This window comes from Kitasatospora sp. NEAU-69 (genome assembly GCF_057158765.1).
The window spans coordinates 429,773-447,238 of record NZ_JBWXUE010000001.1 but is presented as its reverse complement, the minus strand read 5'-3'; the positions used below and the strand labels follow the sequence as shown (position 1 = coordinate 447,238).

General features: G+C 73.9%; 17 protein-coding genes. 9 read left to right on the top strand and 8 right to left on the bottom strand.

Features of this window, described 5'->3' with window-relative positions; genetic code table 11:
• Positions 1–294 precede the first annotated feature (294 nt).
• From AC060L_RS01900 to AC060L_RS01880, 5 genes are all read left to right on the top strand, one after another.
• On the top strand, positions 295–2,631 hold the full coding sequence (locus AC060L_RS01900) for a sensor histidine kinase (protein ID WP_483796533.1): 2,337 nt from the start codon (positions 295–297) through the stop codon (positions 2,629–2,631).
• Positions 2,628–3,053: a roadblock/LC7 domain-containing protein gene (locus AC060L_RS01895; protein WP_483796531.1), complete on the top strand. Its 426-nt coding sequence runs from the start codon at positions 2,628–2,630 to the stop codon at positions 3,051–3,053. The genes AC060L_RS01900 and AC060L_RS01895 overlap by 4 nt, the downstream gene beginning before the upstream one ends.
• Positions 3,054–3,128: 75 nt before the next feature.
• On the top strand, positions 3,129–4,328 hold the full coding sequence (locus AC060L_RS01890) for an ABC transporter substrate-binding protein (RefSeq protein ID WP_483796529.1): 1,200 nt from the start codon (positions 3,129–3,131) through the stop codon (positions 4,326–4,328).
• Positions 4,329–4,476: 148 nt separating this feature from the next.
• Positions 4,477–5,268, top strand: coding sequence for a class I SAM-dependent methyltransferase (locus AC060L_RS01885; RefSeq protein ID WP_483796528.1), 792 nt, complete (start codon positions 4,477–4,479; stop codon positions 5,266–5,268).
• Between the two features lie 100 nt (positions 5,269–5,368).
• Complete coding sequence (locus tag AC060L_RS01880) at positions 5,369–6,121, top strand: PIG-L deacetylase family protein (protein WP_483796526.1); 753 nt, start codon at positions 5,369–5,371, stop codon at positions 6,119–6,121.
• A 54-nt stretch (positions 6,122–6,175) separates the two neighbouring features.
• Here the strand turns inward: AC060L_RS01880 and AC060L_RS01875 are convergent, their stop codons facing one another.
• A complete protein-coding gene (locus AC060L_RS01875; protein ID WP_483796524.1) occupies positions 6,176–6,550 on the bottom strand; it encodes a hypothetical protein in 375 nt (124 codons plus the stop codon).
• 190 nt (positions 6,551–6,740) lie between these two features.
• Between AC060L_RS01875 and AC060L_RS01870 the strand changes: the two genes are divergently transcribed.
• Positions 6,741–7,976 (top strand): NAD(P)/FAD-dependent oxidoreductase, encoded by a 1,236-nt coding sequence (locus AC060L_RS01870; RefSeq protein ID WP_483796522.1) that lies wholly within the window; start codon positions 6,741–6,743, stop codon positions 7,974–7,976.
• Between the two features lie 18 nt (positions 7,977–7,994).
• Here the strand turns inward: AC060L_RS01870 and AC060L_RS01865 are convergent, their stop codons facing one another.
• The 4 genes from AC060L_RS01865 to AC060L_RS01850 form a co-directional block, all read right to left on the bottom strand.
• Positions 7,995–9,275 (bottom strand): cytochrome P450, encoded by a 1,281-nt coding sequence (locus tag AC060L_RS01865; protein ID WP_483796521.1) that lies wholly within the window; start codon positions 9,273–9,275, stop codon positions 7,995–7,997.
• Positions 9,276–9,415: 140 nt separating this feature from the next.
• The gene (locus tag AC060L_RS01860) at positions 9,416–11,041 is read right to left on the bottom strand and encodes a CYTH and CHAD domain-containing protein (RefSeq protein ID WP_483796519.1); all 1,626 of its coding nucleotides are present in this window, start codon (positions 11,039–11,041) and stop codon (positions 9,416–9,418) included.
• A 153-nt stretch (positions 11,042–11,194) separates the two neighbouring features.
• Positions 11,195–12,100 (bottom strand): lysozyme, encoded by a 906-nt coding sequence (locus AC060L_RS01855; protein ID WP_483796518.1) that lies wholly within the window; start codon positions 12,098–12,100, stop codon positions 11,195–11,197.
• A 276-nt stretch (positions 12,101–12,376) separates the two neighbouring features.
• Positions 12,377–12,865: a MarR family winged helix-turn-helix transcriptional regulator gene (locus AC060L_RS01850; protein WP_483796516.1), complete on the bottom strand. Its 489-nt coding sequence runs from the start codon at positions 12,863–12,865 to the stop codon at positions 12,377–12,379.
• 126 nt (positions 12,866–12,991) lie between these two features.
• Here AC060L_RS01850 and AC060L_RS01845 point away from each other — a divergent pair, with 126 nt between their 5' ends.
• Positions 12,992–13,687 (top strand): GTP cyclohydrolase II, encoded by a 696-nt coding sequence (locus AC060L_RS01845; RefSeq protein WP_483796514.1) that lies wholly within the window; start codon positions 12,992–12,994, stop codon positions 13,685–13,687.
• A 24-nt stretch (positions 13,688–13,711) separates the two neighbouring features.
• Here the strand turns inward: AC060L_RS01845 and AC060L_RS01840 are convergent, their stop codons facing one another.
• Positions 13,712–14,077: a hypothetical protein gene (locus AC060L_RS01840; protein ID WP_483796513.1), complete on the bottom strand. Its 366-nt coding sequence runs from the start codon at positions 14,075–14,077 to the stop codon at positions 13,712–13,714.
• Positions 14,078–14,283: 206 nt separating this feature from the next.
• Here AC060L_RS01840 and AC060L_RS01835 point away from each other — a divergent pair, with 206 nt between their 5' ends.
• The gene (locus tag AC060L_RS01835; RefSeq protein WP_483796512.1) at positions 14,284–14,874 is read left to right on the top strand and encodes a hypothetical protein; all 591 of its coding nucleotides are present in this window, start codon (positions 14,284–14,286) and stop codon (positions 14,872–14,874) included.
• Positions 14,875–15,044: 170 nt separating this feature from the next.
• Positions 15,045–15,542: a VOC family protein gene (locus AC060L_RS01830; protein ID WP_483796511.1), complete on the top strand. Its 498-nt coding sequence runs from the start codon at positions 15,045–15,047 to the stop codon at positions 15,540–15,542.
• Positions 15,543–15,623: 81 nt separating this feature from the next.
• Here AC060L_RS01830 and AC060L_RS01825 read toward each other — a convergent pair whose 3' ends face one another.
• Together AC060L_RS01825 and AC060L_RS01820 are read right to left on the bottom strand one after the other, a co-directional pair.
• Positions 15,624–16,445 (bottom strand): DUF2785 domain-containing protein, encoded by an 822-nt coding sequence (locus tag AC060L_RS01825; protein ID WP_483796509.1) that lies wholly within the window; start codon positions 16,443–16,445, stop codon positions 15,624–15,626.
• Between the two features lie 38 nt (positions 16,446–16,483).
• Entirely contained in the window at positions 16,484–17,314 is an 831-nt protein-coding gene (locus AC060L_RS01820) for a DNA-formamidopyrimidine glycosylase family protein (protein ID WP_483796508.1), read from the bottom strand.
• Positions 17,315–17,466 lie beyond the last annotated feature (152 nt).

Below are 17,466 nucleotides of genomic sequence, written 5' to 3'. Positions count from 1 at the left end.
GCACCCGGCAGCGGCCCCAACCACGAAGCCAGGCAGGGCCGCTGACAGCGAATGAGTACGCTACGCTTCCGCCTGACCTCGCACGGGAAGATCCGTTCGTCTCTCGAACGCGTGCCCACACCCCGCCGTGCACACGATCCCGCGCACCCCGCCGCCCCCGCCCGCAGCCCCCACCCCGCGCCCCGATCCCGAGCAAGACCGCACCCAAGGCCCTGTGATGACCGATCGTCAGCCCCCACCCCCGTCCGCACGCGACGCACGTGCTCAGCTCCCCGCGTGCGGGGGCCCGGCCGGATGAGGATCACCCGCAAACTCGCGCTGCTCGCCACCGTCCCGCTGATCGCGGTGCTGGCCTTCGCCGCGCTCGCGCTGCGCAGCACCGCCGGGCAAGCGCTGGACGCCGCCCGGCTGAAGACGCTGGCCGCACTCGGCGCGCAGGCGGGCGACCTGAGCCGCCGGCTGCAGGACGAGCGCACCACGGCCGCGCTGCTGCTCTCCAGCGATCCCGGGGCGGACCGGACCAACACGTACCTGGAGCAGACCCGCGCGACCGACACCAGCGTGGCCCGCTACCGGGTCCTGCGCGACCGCCTGCAGCGGATGTCCGGGGACACCGACACCCTGCTCGGCACCGTGGACCACGCCCTCGCCCAACTGCCCGCGCTGCGCCAACAGGTGCAGTCGGGGCCGGGCGCCGAGCTCTCCGCGGTCACCTTCCAGTACCGGATCATCGTCGCCGACCTGCTCGACTACCGCGGCGACGTGGCCGAGGCCGGCGGCGCGTCCGCCGGGCTCGCCGACCGGATCAACAGCGCGGTGGCGCTGGCCCGGGCCGAGGAGTACGCGAGCCTGCAGGAGCTGGCCGTGCTGCGCGCCCAGGCCGCCGGCGGCCTGACGCCGGCCGCGCAGGACGCGATCGCCGCCGGCCGGACCGGCTACACCGAAGCGGTCCTGGAGTTCGACCGCACCGCCGCCCCCGAGTGGCAGAACTGGCTGGACGGCAACCTGAGCGGCGACGGAGTCGTCGACGCCCGCCGCCTGGAGGACGCGGTGGCCCGCTCCCGGCCGGGCGACCCGCTGCCCGCGCCGGGCGTCTGGACCGCCGCGATGGACCAGCGGGTCGACCGGCTGCAGCAGGTCGAGCAGCGGATCGACCAGGCGAACCTGGCCGAGGTCACCGCGCTCCGCGACCACCAGCGGCTCTGGACGCTCGGCGAGAGCCTCGCGGTGCTGCTCGTGGTCGCCGCCGCCATCCTGCTCGCGGTGCGGCTGGGCCGTCCGATGATCCGCGAGCTGCGCCGGCTGCGCGACGCCGCGCACGCGGTCGCGCACGAACGACTGCCCGCCGCCGTCGAGGCGTTGACCGCCCGTGGCGCGCTCGGCTCCGCGACCCCGGAGGAGTTCGCCGCCGCGGCGGGCGACCCGATCGAGATCCACGGCCGGGACGAGGTCGCCGAAGTCGGCGCCGCGTTCAACACGGTCAGCCGGGAGGCGGTGCGGATCGCCGCCGAGCAGGCAGCGCTGCGCGACCGGCTCGGCACCGTGCTGGTCGGCCTGGCCCGGCGCGGCGAGCGGCTGACCGGTGCGCTGATCCGCGCGCTGGACGCGGCCGAGCAGCACGAGCACGACCCGGCCCGGCTGGAGCGGCTCTTCGCGCTGGACCACCTGGCCAGCCGGATGGGCCGCAACAACCACAGCCTGCTGGTGCTCGGCGGCGAGGCCTCGGCCCGGGTCCGGGCCACCGACGCGCCGGTGGAAGACGTACTGCGGGCGGCGATCGGCCAGATCGAGCGCTACACCCGGGTGGACCTGGAGTCGCTCGACCCGGGGCTGCTGGTCGCCGGCAAGGCGGTGGACCACGTGGTGCACCTGTTCGCCGAACTGCTGGACAACGCGACCGCGTTCTCGCCGCCCGAGCACCGGGTCACCGTGCAGGCCCGGCTGCTGGCCGACCGGGTCGCCGTGCTGATCTGCGACGAGGGCCTGGGACTTGCGGCCGACCAGTGGGCGCCGGTCAACGCGCGGCTTGCCGCGCCGCCGCCGCTGGAGGTCACCGGCGTGCGGGCGATGGGCCTGGCGGTGGTCGGGCAGCTGGCCTCCTGGTACGGGATCCGGGTCGAACTCCGGCCCCGCCCCGAGGGCGGCACGATCGCCGAAGTGACGCTCCCGACGGGCGTGTTCACGCTCGCGAAGCCGGTACCCGCCGCTGCCGCACCCACCGCCGCCGCACCCACCACGGCCGCCGCCGCGCCGGTCGCCACGGTTCCGGTCCGCTCGCCCGCCGCGGACGCCCGGCCCACCATGGAGCCGTCCGCCACGCCCGGGACCACCGCCACCGGCCTGCCGAAGCGCCGGCCGCGCAGCGGTGACCGACCCGGGCTGCCGACCACGCCCGTCCAGTCCGAGAGCCACACCCACGCCGACACCCTGACCGCCGCCGACACCCTGGCCGCCGCCGACACCGAGCGGCGTGACCCGGCCCAGGTCTCCGCCGCGATGGCCGCCTACGCCCGCGGCATCGGTGCCAGCCGCACCGGCCGACCGGCCCCCACCGCAGCCCTGCTGAACCCGAGCCCCCGCGCGGCGCGTCCGACTGCACAGAAGTCCGAACAGAAGAAGGAAGACCAGTGACCTCGACCACCACCCCCGACCTCAACTGGCTGCTGAACGACTTCGCGGCCCGGGTCCCCGAGGTCACGCACGCCGTGGCGGTCTCCGCCGACGGCCTGCTGATCGCCGCCACCCGCGACGTCGAGACCGAGCGCGGTGACCAGTTGGCGGCCATCGCCTCCGGCCTGGTCAGCCTGCTGGCCGGCGCCGGCCGGCTGCTGGAGGCGGACCCGGTGGTCAGCAACCTCACCGAGCTGCGCGGTGGCTTCCTCTTCTCGATGGCGGTGAGCAGCGGCGCCTCGCTGCTGGTGCTGGCGAGCAAGAGCTGCGACATCGGCCAGGTCTCCTACGAGATGGCCGAGTTGATCAACCAGGTCGGCCCGGCCCTCGCCCCGGCTGCCCGCGCCGCGCTGCTGAACTCCGCCCGGACCAGCAGCTCCTGACGCCAGCCTCCGCTCGCTCAGCGACCAGCTCAGCGACCAGCCCGCCCGACCAGCTCGACCACCTGGAGTTCCGCCATGCCCCCGCGCTCCCGCAGGACGGGCCGCGCCGTCGCCGCCGTGCTGCTCGCCACCGCGCTCAGCACCGGCACGACCGCGTGCAGCAGCGCCGCCGACCCGGCCGTGGCAGCCGCCACGCCACTCAGGATCGGCCTGCTCGCCTCGCTCTCCGGGACGTACAAGGCCGTCGGCACCGACCTGCGGGACGGCTTCCAGCTCTATCTCGACACGCACGGCGGCCAGTTGGGCGGCCACCCGATCGACCTGCTGGTGGCCGACGAGGGCGACGGCGCGCCAACCGCACTGCCGGCCGCGACGAAGCTGGTCGAGCAGGACAAGGTGCTGGCGATGACCGGCATCGTCGGCGCCGGCTCGGTCGCGGCGGTCACCCCGCTGCTCACCGAGCACCGGATCCCGCTGGTCAGTTCGAACGGGCGCCCGGTGGTCAAGGACGTCAGCCGGCAGTGGAGCACCAGCTTCCTGTCGAACGAGCCCGGCGCCGCGATAGCCCAGTACGTCAAGGACACGGCGCAGGGCCCGGTCTTCGCCATCGGCCCGGACTACCAGGGCGGTTGGGACGAGCTGCAGGGCTTCACCGACGCCTTCGCCAAGGCCGGCGGCCAGCTCGCCAACCCGAACGGCAAGGCGCTCTTCACGCCGTTCCCGGCCACCACCGACTTCACGCCGTACCTGACCCAGATCCGGAACTCGCATGCGAAGGCGGTCTACTGCTTCTACGCGGGCAGCGCGGCGGCCGACTTCGTCAAGCAGTACGCACAGTCGGACGTCCGGGACGTCCCGCTCTACGCGGCCGGCTTCCTCACCGAGGGCGGCGTGCTGAACGCCCAGGGCGAGGCGGCCAAGGGCATCCGCTCGGTGCTCAACTACGCGCCCGACCTGGACAATGCGACCAACCGCACCTTCGTCGCCGGCTGGCAGAGCAAGCACCAGGGCCCGCCGACCACGTACGCGATGGCCTCCTACGACGCGGCCGCCGTGCTGGACAAGGCCATCGCCGCCGCCGGCCGGCACCCGACCCCGGACAGCGTCAACGACGCGATCGCCGGCCTCGGCCAGATCGACAGCCCGCGCGGCACCTGGCAGTTCGGCGCCACCACGCACTCACCGGTGCAGAAGTGGTACCTGCGCGAGGTGCAGAACGACGGCCGCACGCTCTCCAACCTGACCGTCCAGGACCTGGCCACCATCGGCGACTGAACCTGCCCACTGAACTTGCCCACCGAACCTGCCCCGGGCGCCTCGCGGAGCTCACCGAGTGGGCCCGGTCAACCGCCGTCCCACCCTTGTCCGCCTCCCGCTCACCTATTCTGACGATCCATCAGTCCTGCTAGCGCCGGAGGATCGAATGCCCGCCGCCCAGTACGCATTTGACAATCGTGCCGACAGCGCCGAAGACCAGTTCAGCACTCTCCAGGACTACTTCGACCCGGCGACCACCCGCAGGATCGACGCCCTCGGCCTGCGCCCGGGCGCCCGCTGCTGGGAGATCGGCGCCGGTGGCGGCTCGATCGCCCGGCTGCTGGCCGACCGGGTCGGCCCGCAGGGCGAGGTGATCGCGACCGACCTCGACCTGCTCCGCTTCACCGACCGGTCCCCCGCGAACCTGACCGCACTGCACCACGACGTGCGGACCGAGCAGCCGCCCGGCCGTGACTTCGACCTGATCCACGCCCGCCTGGTGCTGATCCACCTGCCCGAGCGCGAGCGGGTACTGGCCACCCTGGCCGATGCGCTGCGGCCGGGCGGTGTGCTGCTGATCGAGGAGTTCGACCGCAGCCCGCTGCACGTCCTGAGCGAGACCGACCCGGCCGAGACCGCACTCTTCACCCGGGTGATCGACGCCGTGCTCGCCGTGCTGACTGCCGCCGGCGCCGACCTCTCCTGGGCCCAGCGCGCGCACGCCGCGATGACCGGGCTGGGCCTGACCGAGGTGCTCAGCACCGTCCACGCCGAGAGCTGGTCCCCCGGCGGCGGTGCCCGGCTGCACGAGGCCAACGTGAGCCTGCTGCGCGATCGCCTGCTGGCCGGCGGTCTCACCGAGGCCGAGCTGACGGCCTTCTGCGAGCTGGTCCGGCGCCCCGACTTCCGGGCGCTCTCCTACACGCTGGTCTCGGTGTCGGGCCGCAAGCCTGCCTGACCCGGCGTCAATCGTGCGCCATAGTGGGCTGCGCGCAGCTGATCGACGCACAGATGATCGACGGACGCCCGATCGACCGAGCCAGCAGGAGGCCAGCCCGATGACCGAGCCGACTCAGCCCGAGCCGGAGCCGTACCAGCCGCTCGACGAGGACTGGGAGCGGGCACTCGCGGTGGTCGCGCACCCGGACGACATGGAGTACGGCGCGGCCGCCGCCGTGGCCCGCTGGACGGCGCAGGGCAAGCGCGTCGTCTACGCGATGGTGACCAGCGGCGAAGCCGGCATCGACGCGATGGACCCACGGGAGTGCAAGCCGATCCGGGAGGCCGAGCAGGTCGCCTCGGCGGCGCTGGTCGGCGTGGACACCGTGGAGTTCCTGCACCACCCGGACGGAGTAGTGGAGTACGGGCTGCCGCTGCGCCGCGACATCGCCCGCCTGGTCCGCCGCTACCGCCCGGAGATCGTGCTGACCGGCAACTTCCGGGACACCTACGGCGGCGTCTTCCCCAACCAGGCCGACCACATCGCGGCCGGCCGGGCCACGCTGGACGCGGTGCGCGACGCGGGCAACCGCTGGGTCTTCCGGGAGCTCACCGACGAGGGCCTGGAACCCTGGAACGGCGTCCGCCAGCTCTGGGCAGCCGGCTCGCCGGAGGCCCGGCACGCCGTGGACACCACCGACAGCTTCGCCACCGGCGTCGCCTCGCTGGAGGCCCACGCCGCGTACCTGGCCGGCCTCGGCGGTGCGATGGCAGACACCTCCGGCTTCCTGGAGTCGATGGCCCGCGCCGCCGGCACCCGCCTGGGCACCCGCTTCGCAGCGGCCTTCGAGGTGATCCAGCTGCACTTCTGAACGCCGTTGGTCCCCGCCTCCCACGAGACGGGGACCAACGGCCGACGGACGGACCTAATGTGGGGCCACGTGGTGGCCGTGCTCGACGGCCAGCCGGGCCGCGTAGGTGATCATCGCCACCACCGTGATGCCCCAGAAGATCGCGAACAGCACCAGCACCCAGGTCGTCTCCACCTGTGCACCGACCAGGCCCAGGCCCATCGAGGCCCCGATCAGCGTCAGCAGCGTGGACAGCCGCATGTGGTAGAACGCGTCCCAGCCGCCGCCGATCGTCGGCCCCGGCTGCTTCGCCGCCCGTGCCGCCCGTTGGACGCCGGTCGAACCGCCCGGCACCTTCCCCTCCCGGCCGGGCTCCGCCGTCTGCGCCGTCCGCTGGGTCCGCTCGGTCTGCCGGGCCTGCGGTGTCTGCGGTGTCTGCGGTGTCTCCATCGCTGGCCTCCTCCACGACCCGCCGGCCGCGCCGGCGTGGCAAGGGTGCCTCCATCCTCCCCCCGGACGCGTGTCGGCGCGCGCTTCCGCTGCCCCGGCCGCTCTGATGGACTGGTCGAGCACCTGCAGCGACTACCCGACCACGCACAGCCACAGCCACAGCCACAGCCACAGCCACCAAGGAGCGCGCATGGCAGCCCCCGCCCCGACCCACCCCTACGTCATCGTCGGCGCCGGCCTCGCCGGCGCCCAGGCCGCCCGGACCCTGCGCGAGGAGGGCTACCAGGGCGAGCTGCTGCTGATCGGCGAGGAGTCCGAACTCCCCTACGAGCGCCCGCCGCTGTCCAAGGGCTACCTGCTCGGCACCGAGCCGCGCGAGAAGATCTACGTGCAGCCCGAGGCCTGGTACCGCGAGCAGAACATCGGGCTGCGGCTCGGCAGCACGGTGACCGCACTCGATCCCGCCGCCCACCGGCTGACCCTCGCCGACGGCACCCACCTGCCGTACGCCAAGCTGCTGCTGACCACCGGCTCGGCCCCACGCCACCTGCCGGTGCCCGGCGCCGAGCTGGCCGGTGTGCACTACCTGCGCACCGTCGCCGACAGCGACCGGCTGCGCGCGCTCTTCGCCGGCGTCGGCCGGATCGCGGTGGTCGGCGCCGGCTGGATCGGCCTGGAGGCAACCGCCGCCGCACGGGCCGCCGGGGTCGAGGTGACCGTGCTCGAAGCACTCGACCTGCCGCTGCTGCGCGTGCTCGGCCCGGACGTCGCCCAGGTCTTCGCCGACCTGCACCGCGCGCACGGCGTGGACCTGCGGTTCGGCGTCCAGGTGGCGTCGTTCGCGGGCGAGGCCGGCACGGTGACCGGCGTCCGGCTGGCCGACGGCACCCTGGTGCCGGCCGAGGCCGTCCTCGTCGGCATCGGAGCCGTGCCGAACACCGGCCTGGCCGAAGCCGCCGGACTCGCCGTGCAGAACGGCATCACCACCGACGCCTCGCTCTGCACCTCCGACCCCGACATCTACGCGGCCGGCGACGTCGCCAACGCGCAGCACCCGCTGCTCGGCCGCCGGATCCGCGTCGAGCACTGGGCCAACGCGCTGCACCAGCCCCGCACCGCCGCCCGCGCGATGCTCGGCCAGGAGGCCGCGTACGACCGGCTGCCGTACTTCTTCACCGACCAGTACGACCTCGGCATGGAGTACACCGGCTACGCCGAGCCGGGCGACTACGACCGGGTGGTGCTGCGCGGCGACCCGGCGACCCGCGAGTTCATCGCGTTCTGGACCGCCGGCGGGCGGGTGCTGGCGGGGATGAACGTCAACATCTGGGACGTCACCGACCAGATCCGCGCGCTCGTCCGCTCCGGCCGTCCGGTGGACCTCACCGCCCTCGCCGACCCCGGCGTCCCGCTCGGCGATCTCTGAGGAACGCCCGGGTGACGGCTAGAACGTGAACCGCAGCGTCCGCACCCGGTTGTCGAAGCTGGACGGCACCAGCTCGGGCGCGCCCACCGAGCGGATGTCCGGCAGCCGGGTGAGGAGCTCGCGCAGCAACACCCGCATTTCCTGGCGGGCCAGTTGGGCGCCGAGGCAGAAGTGCGGCCCACCGCCGCCGAAGCCGAGCTGCGGGTTCGGGTGGCGGGTGATGTCGAAGGCGTCGGGGTCGGGGAAGACCGTCTCGTCCCGGTTGGCCGAGCCGAAGAAGAGCGCGACCTGCTCGCCGCGCGCCAGGTGTGTGCCGTTCAGCGTGTGGTCGGCGGCCAGCGTGCGGCGGAACTGGATGATCGGGGTGGCGTGGCGCAGGATCTCCTCGACCGCGCCGTCCAGGCGGCCGTCCAGGTCGGCCAGCAGCAGTTCGCGCTGCTCGGGGTGACTGGTCAGCAGGTGCAGGGCGTGCGCGAGCGCGTTGCGGGTGGTCTCCACACCGGCCACCAGCAGCAGCGAGAAGAACGCGCCGAGCTCACGGCCGGTCAGGCCGCGGCCCTCGACGTCGGCGGTGACCAGCGCGGAGATCAGGTCGTCGGTGGGCCGGCGCCGGCGCTCGCGCCCGAGCTCGGCGACCATCCCCTGCAACCGGGCCAGCGCGCGCAGCCCCTGGCCGGGGACCCGGATCCGCTCGCGCAGCGGGCGCGCGACCCCGGTGTGCGCGGCGGACTGGTCGATCTGCCGCAGGATCGCCGGGCGCAGCTCCGCCGGAATCCCCATCATCGTGCAGATCACCTCGAACGGGAGGACGGCGGCGACGGTCGAGACGAACTCGTCCGGCCGCCGGGCGAGCACCTCGTCGACGATCCGCTCGGCGGTGGCCCGGATGTCCTGCTCGACCCGGGCTAGCAGCCGTGGGGTGAAGGAGCGCGAGACGATCCGGCGCAGCTGGGCGTGGCGCGGGTCGTCCAGGTTGACCATCGAGTCGCCGAAGAGCAGCCGCACCCAGCGGGCCGGCGCCGGGGTGGTGGCGCCGGGCGCGCTGGTGAAGACCTGCGGGTTGCGGCTGGCGGCCACCACGTCGGCGTGCCGGACCAGGGCGTGGAACCCGCGGCCCCGGCCCAGCCGGCCGGCCGGCCGTTCGGCGAAGTACACCGGCGCGGGCAGCGCGCGCAGTTGGCGGAAGGCGGCGGCCTGGTCGGCGGCCGGCAGCCGCCAGAAGGCGGGATCGGCGAGATCGATCGGCTCGCCCCGGTCGAGCGAAGACTGCGGGATCCTCAGGTTCAGCTGCTCGGACACGGTTCCCCTGGCGACGTCTGACGGAGCGTGAGATAGCGGGCACGCAACGCTACCAGCTTTGCGGCCGCGCCGGGTGCGCCACCTGCACAGAAGATCGGCCGGTCAGCCGCTGATCCGCCCACCGGTCACCAGTCCGCCGGTCACCGCAGGCGGGTCAGGCGCTTGCCCCCGGCGCGGCGCCAGGCCGGCACGGCGGCGGCCAACGAGGCTGCAGCGGACGGTCGCTGGGCAGCGAAGAGCAGACCGTAGCCAAACGTTTCCGCACCAGCCGCGTGGGCCTCGCGAGCCAGCCCGGGCAACAACTGCTCCGCGACCACCGCGTCCTGGTACGCGCCCAGCGCCTCCTGCAGCGCGCGCATCCGGCGCGCGAGCTCGGCGCCGCCGGGGCCGACGAGTTCGGCGGTGTACCGGGCCCGCTTCGCCGCCTTCCGCGCCGCGTGCAGCGCCTCGTCGGAGTCCGGACCACCCGGCGTGAGTGCCAGCGCCGCCCGCATCCGCCGGCCGGTCCGCCGCTGCTCGCGCCGCAGCAGCCGCTCCAACTCCGCCACCCCGCGCGCCGCCGGACAGCGCAGCGGCGGCCGGGCGGCGACCGACTCCAGCTCCGCGAGCAGCGCGAAGTACCGGTCGCCGGCCATGACTTCGCGCAGCTCCCGGTACGCCGCCGCGTAGCGGCCGTGGAACTGCCGCTCGATCCGCCCCGCCAACTGCGCCGGCTCGGCCACCGGAGGGAGCCGTGCCGCCTGCGCCGCCAGCCGCTCCCCGATGCTCTCCGCGTCTCTCGCGGCTCCCAACACCGCCCCGAACCAGCGCAGTTCCTCGTTGAGCAGGCCGATCCGCGGTCGCTTCAGCAGTGCCCGGCAGCTCGTCAGCGCACTGCGCAGCCGGCGCGCACAGACGCGCATCCGGTGCACGGAGTCGGGTTCGTCGCGCCGCACCGCGCCGTCCAGCGCCAGCAGTTCGGCGCACCGAACTCGCAGGTACCCGGCCAGTGCCGCACCGGCGGTGCCGGCGGCAGGATCGGCGCCGGTCGGCCCAGCGGCGCTCGCCACCAGCCCGGAACCGCTGCGTCCAGCTGTCGGACGTCCAGCCGTCGGACGTCCGGCCGAGCCGGGCGCGACCGAGCCGGGCGCTTCCGCGTCGGACGCGGCCACCTCCGGCAAGCCGAGCTCGTCGGCCACCGCGGCGAGCAGCCGGCGTCGCCCCCGCCGCAGCCGCAGCTCGGTCTGCGACCAGCCGGCGAGCCGGTCCCGCCGCCGGGGCTCGCCGACGGGCCCCGGCGAGCGGACGAGCGGCTGTGCCAGCACCTCGTCCCGGTCCAGCTCGGCCAGCGTGCGCCCGCGCCGGTCGCGCAACAGCGAGCGCTCGCGGTGGGTGCTCAGCCGCAGCACCGGCCGCAGCTGCCGCCCGGCGGCGTACGCGCACACCCGGTCGGCGACCTCCTCCGGCACCTCGGAGCTCTCGGGCACCTCGGACCTCGCCGGCACCTCGGACCTGGCCGCCTGGGCCGGGAACCAGCTCTCGACACCGTCCGGACCGGTCAGCCGCCACCACTCGCCCGACTCGCCGACCCATCGGCCGAGCGTGAGCCCGTGCGTGCGCAGCCGCCGGCCCGCCGTGTCGTAACGGACCTCGGTCAGCTCCTCGGGCGGCCCGGTGACGACCTCCGCGACCTCCCCGGCGCCGGCTCGGGCGAGGGCCCGCGGGCGCAGCGGCCCGGACGGCAGGCCCTGGTACCTCCGCACGCGCACCCGCTTCGCACTGGCCATGAGACCAAGCTTCGCTCGCCGTGCGCCGTCGTGCACGCCACCGGCCGCCGCCCGCGCGGCAGCAGAACCGGGGCGGCGGGGCCGGGACCGCCACCGCGGCCCCGGCCCCGGCCCCGCCACCCCTGCCGCGGTGCTGACGACCGGCTCCAGCACTCAGCCCGTCGCGAGCGCCTGGAGCCGGGCCACCGAGCCGTTGAAGTAGTCCTGGTCACCGGGGAAGGTCCCGGAGTCGGCGTACTGCCAGAAGGTCTGGTAGGACCAGCCGTTCGGCAGCGTGCCGACCGAGCTGGAGTAGTGGGCGAGCCAGAGCGGGTTGGTCGCACCGAAGCCCGCGTTGTCACCGGTGCAGGTGGTCCACCAGTCGAGCGTGGTGTAGATCGTCGGGTAGCGGCCGGTGAGGCTCTCCACCGTGTTGCTGAAGTCCCTGATCCAGGCGGTCATCGCGCTCTGGCTGAGCCCGTAGCAGGTGGCGCCGTACGGGTTGTACTCGATGTCCAGCGCCGGCGGCAGCGTCTTGCCGTCCGCCGACCAGCCGCCGCCGTGGCCGACGAAGTAGTCGGCCTGGGTCGCCCCGCTGGACGCGTTCGGCAGCGCGAAGTGGTAGGCACCCCGGATCAGCCCGGCGTTGTAGCTGCCGTTGTACTGCTGCGCGAAGTCCGGGTTGGTGTAGCCGGTGCCCTCGGTCGCCTTGACGTACGCGAACTTGGCACCGGCCGCCGCCGTCGAGGACCAGTTGACGGCGCCCTGGTAGCTGGAGACGTCCAGGCCCGGCGTCTGGCCGACCAGCGGCTGGATCGGGCCGGCGCTGCCCCGGCCCTCGTGTGCGACGACGGTGGATCCGGCGTAGTCCCGGTCGGGGTGGCTGGGACGGAACCCCTGAGCAGCGGCGTCGGCCTGCGCCGGGGCGGCCGCGACGGCGCCGAGCAGCAGCGCGCCGAGCACGACGGCGATGCCGGCGGACGTGCGGCTGCGGCCGGCACTGGTGGGGGTGGTGGTGCTGATGAGGGTGGTGGTGCGAGCGGTACGAGATGAGCGGGCCGTGCGAGCAGTGCGGGACATGTTCGCTCCTTGTGGCTGGCCTGACAGGTCGAGGTACCACGCATCCGGAAACGCGAATGTCTGAGACGCATACCAATGATTGGCATGACAGCGCCGAGCGAGCGTAGCGGCCAACACCCTTGCCACGCTAGAGAGATGACGCCCACTCAGCAGTCCGAAGGCCCACCAGGACCCGCGTAGACCACGCTCGCCGCCCAGCGTTCACCCGACCCGGCCCCGACCGTTCACCGCGCCATCACACCCGCCGACCCCCGGGGCCCCTCGCCTCCGAAGCCCTTACTCCCGCAGTCGCCGGGCAACCGTGCCCAGCGCCTCGGCCAGCACGCCGAGCTGCTCCCGGTCCAGCACGTCGATCAGTGCCTCACGGACGGCCGCCACATGCCCGGGAGCCGCCTCCCGCAGCGCCGCCGCCCCCGGCTCGGTCAGATAGGCGAAGACCCCGCGCACATCACTCGGACAGGACCGCCGGCCGACCAGCCCGGCCTTCTCCAACTGCACGACCTGGTAGGTGAGCCCGCTCTTCGAGGTGACCAGCCGCTCGGCCAGGTCGGCCATCCGCAGCGCGCCGTCCTCGGCGGCCGAGAGGTGCACCAGGATCTCGTACTGGGTGTGCGACAGCCCCGCGTCATCCTTGAGCTGCTGCTCCAGGCGACGGGCCACCAGGTTGCTCGCCGCCAGGAAGCCGCGCCAGGCGGCCATCTCCTGCTCGTCCAACCACCGGGGGGAGTCGGCGCGGGACACTGCGGCTTCTGCGGGTTCTGCCATGGGGCCCAGCTTAACGCTGTTGTTCAAATTTGAAGAGCGGTGTACTGTCACCTTCTCACTGACTTCAAATTTGAACTACTTCGCCCGCCATCGCCTGCCAAGGCCCTCGGACGACCGGAGCCCGCCATGCCCACTGCGCCGCCCACCGCGCCCACCACGCTCCCCGTCACCACGCCCGCTGCCGCCGCGCCGCCACCCGCCCGGGTACGGACCACGGTGCGGGTGCCGCTGCGCTTCGGCGACGGCTACCGCGTCGACGCCGACTTCACCACCTTCCACGACCTCGCCGACGGCGCCGAGCACCTGGCACTCGCGCTCGGCAACCCGGACCCGGCCGGCACCCCGCTGGTCCGGCTGCACTCGGAGTGCCTGACCGGCGACGTCTTCGGCTCCGCCCGCTGCGACTGCGGCCCGCAGCTGCGCGAGGCCGCCGAGCGGATCGCCGAGCGCGGCGGCTACCTGCTCTACCTGCGCCAGGAAGGCCGCGGCATCGGGCTCTACAACAAGCTCGATGCGTACGCGCTGCAGGACAGCGGCCTGGACACCTACGCCGCGAACGCCGCGCTCGGCCTGCCCGAGGACGGCCGCGACTACACCGCCGCCGCCCAGATGCTGCACACGCTCGGTGCCGGCCGGATCGACCTGCTCAGCAACAACCCCGACAAGGCCGCCCAGCTCGCCGAGTTCGGCATCACCGTGCAGTCCCGGGTCCCGACCGGCGTGCACGCCTCCCCGAGCAACCTGCACTACCTGCGCACCAAGGCGCACGGCACCGCACTCACCCTCGGCCACGGCCTGGAGCTGCTGCCCGAAGGCGCCTGAGACTCGGCCACGACGGCAGCTCGCTCAGTCCCCGATGAACCAGAGGAAGCTGCCGGGGGTCGCCGCACAGGCCGTCAGCATCCGCGCGAGGTCGTGCACCGCCGCGGTCTGCGCATCGCCGGCGCAGCCGCGCAGCAGGCCGGGCACCTCCTGGAGCGCCGCCTCGGCCTCCGGGCCGTCGAAGAGCGTGTTGTCGTACGGGTCCACCCGGCAGAGCCTCCCCGATCCCCGCCAATCGAGTGAGCCGACCACCCGCGCGAGCGCCTCGCCGTGCTCGTACGACCCGCGCAGCAGCGTTCGCCTGGCGAGCTGCCAGTCGGACCGCACCGGCGGCCCGGAGTGCAGCTCCAGCTCGATTCCCACCATCGCCTCCACTGATCGACCACTCACGCCGGAAACTCCCACACCGGCCTCCCGGCCTCGTGAAGCCGGTCCGCCGGCGCGCTGATTTCCACGCGGGTCCCAGCGTAGGCACCGCCCCCCAGCTGCCGCAGCGCCACTACGGCAGCTGCCGGACCACACCCGCCCACGGGCATCCTGCGTCCTGCCGATCGTGTGATTTGATCACCCGCTGCGGAATCGACAAGGGGTGGGACATGCGGAACAGGCGGACCGGACGGACCGGGCGGCAGGGCAGGGTCGCGGAGGCGGCCGAGCTGGCCGGAGTCGGGCTGATCGCGCTGGCGGCCGGGGTGCTGGTGCTGCTCTGGCTCGGCCGGGCATTCGTGATCGACACCGGAATCACCGGGATCTCGGGTCAGGTCCGGGTCGAGCACTGCGAATCGCAACGCTCCGACAAGTCGGTTTCGTTCAGCTGCAGCGGCCTGCTCCTGCCACCCGCCGCACCGGAACGCAGCACCCGACTCGACGGCCTCTCCCATGACCACCGGGCCGGCGAGCTGGTCGCGGTGCGGTGCGCCGCCGACGCGACCGGCTGCCGCGCGGCGGGCAGCGGACCGGGCGCGGCCGATCTGATCGGGCTGAGCGTCGGCGTCATGCTGGTGGGGGCGGGACTGCTCGCGCTGCTCAAGTTCCTGCGGATCCCGCTCGGCGAGGGGTTCGCCAAGGTGCGCGATCCCCGACGGGCCAAGCTGGTGGTGTCCGCGCTGCTGACCTTCTGGGGAGCGGTCCTGCTCGTACTGTTCGGCAGCCTGGCCGTGCTGATCTTCGCCGGTTCGGGCGGCTGAGCGCGCGGCCGCCTCCGCCCCGCCCCACCCCCAGTCCCACCCACCGCCCGACCGTTGTTCAAATTCGAACCAAGCGGTACGCTGGCGCCAGGCGTTGTTCAAATTTGAACCCGGATGTGAAGCCGGTACGAACCCGAGCAGCAGCGCCCCGGCCCAAGGAGAGAACGAAGATGCCCGTACGCCGCCTCAACCACGCGGTGCTCTACATCCGCGACGTGGCCCGCTCGGTCGCGTTCTACACCGAGGTGCTCGGTTTCAAGGTGGATGTCGAGATTCCCGGACGCGCCGCCTTCCTCAGCGCGCAGGAGACCCAGAACGACCACGACCTCGGCCTCTTCACGGTCGGCGCCGACGCGCCCGGCCCGCAGCCCGGCCGGGTCGGCCTGTACCACCTGGCCTGGGAGGTCGGCAGCCTCGGCGAGCTGGCCGAGATCGGCCGCGAGCTGAGCCGGCGCGGCGCGCTGGTCGGCGCCACCGACCACCTGGTCTCGAAGTCCTTCTACGCGAAGGACCCGGACGGCAACGAGTTCGAGGTGATGTGGCGGGTGCCGCGCGAGGACTGGCCGGCCGATGACGAGTCCGGCATGCGGGCGCTCGACCTGGACGCCGCGATCGCGCGCTGGGGCACCGACCTGCTGACCGGCGCGGCGGCCGGTTCCGCGACCTGACGGCAGCCCCCGGGGAACACCGGGGCGCCCGAAGCCCCCGGGGTCACCCGACGAGCCGCGGCCGCACCGGCATCACCGGCATCACCCCAGGAACGGCGACACGATCGCCAGCACCTGCGCCAGCCGTTCGCGCACCGCGTCCCGGTGCGCGAGCGGTAGCGGCTCACCGTCGGCCTCAGCGGTGAGCCGCACACCCCGGTCCGCGTAGACGTAGAGCATCCAGAGCGTCCGCATGGTGTTGCTGGCGTGGCAGGGCACCGGGCCCGGCTCGCCGGCCCGGAAGTCGTCGGCCACCGCGTCCAGCCAGGCCACCGACTCGGCTGCCGTCAGCTCGGGCCTGGTCAGCGTGCGGGCGAGGGCGCGGGCGAGCCGGTCGTCCTCCATCGCGTCCCAGAGCTGTTCGGTCGGCGCCAGCATCCGCTTCGCGCCGAGGGCCAGCAGCACGCCCGGCTCGGCGGGCCCGTACCGGCCGAACGCGCCGAGCAGATCGGCGCCGTGCGCGACGGCGTGCAGCCACCCGAGCCGCTGGTCGTATCCGCGCAGATCGGTCTCGGCCGGATACCAGCGGGCGAACGCCTCCAGCCAGTGCGGCGCGTACGCGCCCGCCTTGACCAGCGCGGCCAGGATCAACGGCGCGAAGGTGCGGGCCTGGATCTGCGGATCCGTGAACCGCTCGGCCATCGCATCGCCCAGGGCCAGGCGCTGCGCGGGGGCGAGGCGCGGTATCAGCTCCAGCATCGCCGGGTAGGCCTGCTCGTCCCGGATCGCCGGATCGGGCGCGCGCAGCGCCGCACTGAGCTCGGCCACCCTGCGGTCAAGCTCGGGGTCGAGCGCAGCGGCGGCCGCAGGGGCGCCGGTCGCGGGACCATCAAGGGCAAGATCATCGGGAGCAAGATCATCCATAGTCGTGGACGCTACTCCCGGCGATGCCGCGGGTCACGTCATTTCCGGACACGCCGATCTCCGCGCTGCGGCGGCCCGGGCACCGGCCCCTGCTGACAGCGCGGGCACCAGTACGCGACCCGGTCCCGGCCGTCCGCGCTCGCCGGCACCGTCAGGATCCGGCTCCCACAGCGCCGGCACGGCCTGCCCGCCCGCCCGTACACCCAGTGGCTGCGGTCCGGACGGGGCTCGCCGGTGGTCACGTGACCGGGCCGCAGGCGGTTGACGTAGAGCAACCGCTGGGCCTTGGCCAGCACCCGCTCCGGCGCGGGCAGCTCGCCGAACGGGGTCCACGGCGTGACGCCGGCCAGGTAGCAGAGTTCGACGGCGTAGACGTTGCCGATGCCCGCGAGGTTGCGCTGATCCAGCAGCGCCTCGGCGGCCGGCCGGGCCGGCTCGGTCCGCAGGCGGCGCAGCGCCTCGGCCGCGTCCCAGTCCGGGCCGAGCAGGTCGGGACCGAGGTGACCGACGGCGTCCGCCTCCGCGGCCGTCGGCAGCAACTCGACCACCGGCAGGCGGTACCCGACGGCGGTCCGCTCGGCGGTGCCGAGCACCGCCCGGATCTGGTGGGCCGGCCCGCCGGTCCACCGCTCGCCCGGACCGAAGACCTGCCAGCGTCCGTCCATCCGCAGGTGAGTGTGGAGCGTCAGGCCGCCGCTGAGCCGGGCCAGCAGGTGCTTGCCGCGCGGCACGACCTCCAGCACCTGCCGCCCGGTCAGCTCGGCCGTGGCATGGGCCGGGACCCGCAGGTCCGCGGTGGTCAGCACCCGGCCGGCCAAGGCCTCGTGCAACTGCGCGGCGGTCCGGAAGACGGTGTCACCCTCGGGCATGCCTACAGGATGCACCCACCGGAGCCGGGCACCCGCAGCCCCGCACGCGAAGCCCGGCACGCGTGGCCGGGCGCCCGTGGCCGAAACACGCGCCACCGGGCACACCCACGCGCCACCGGGCCGGGGCGCGGTTAGGCTCGAATGAGCGGGCG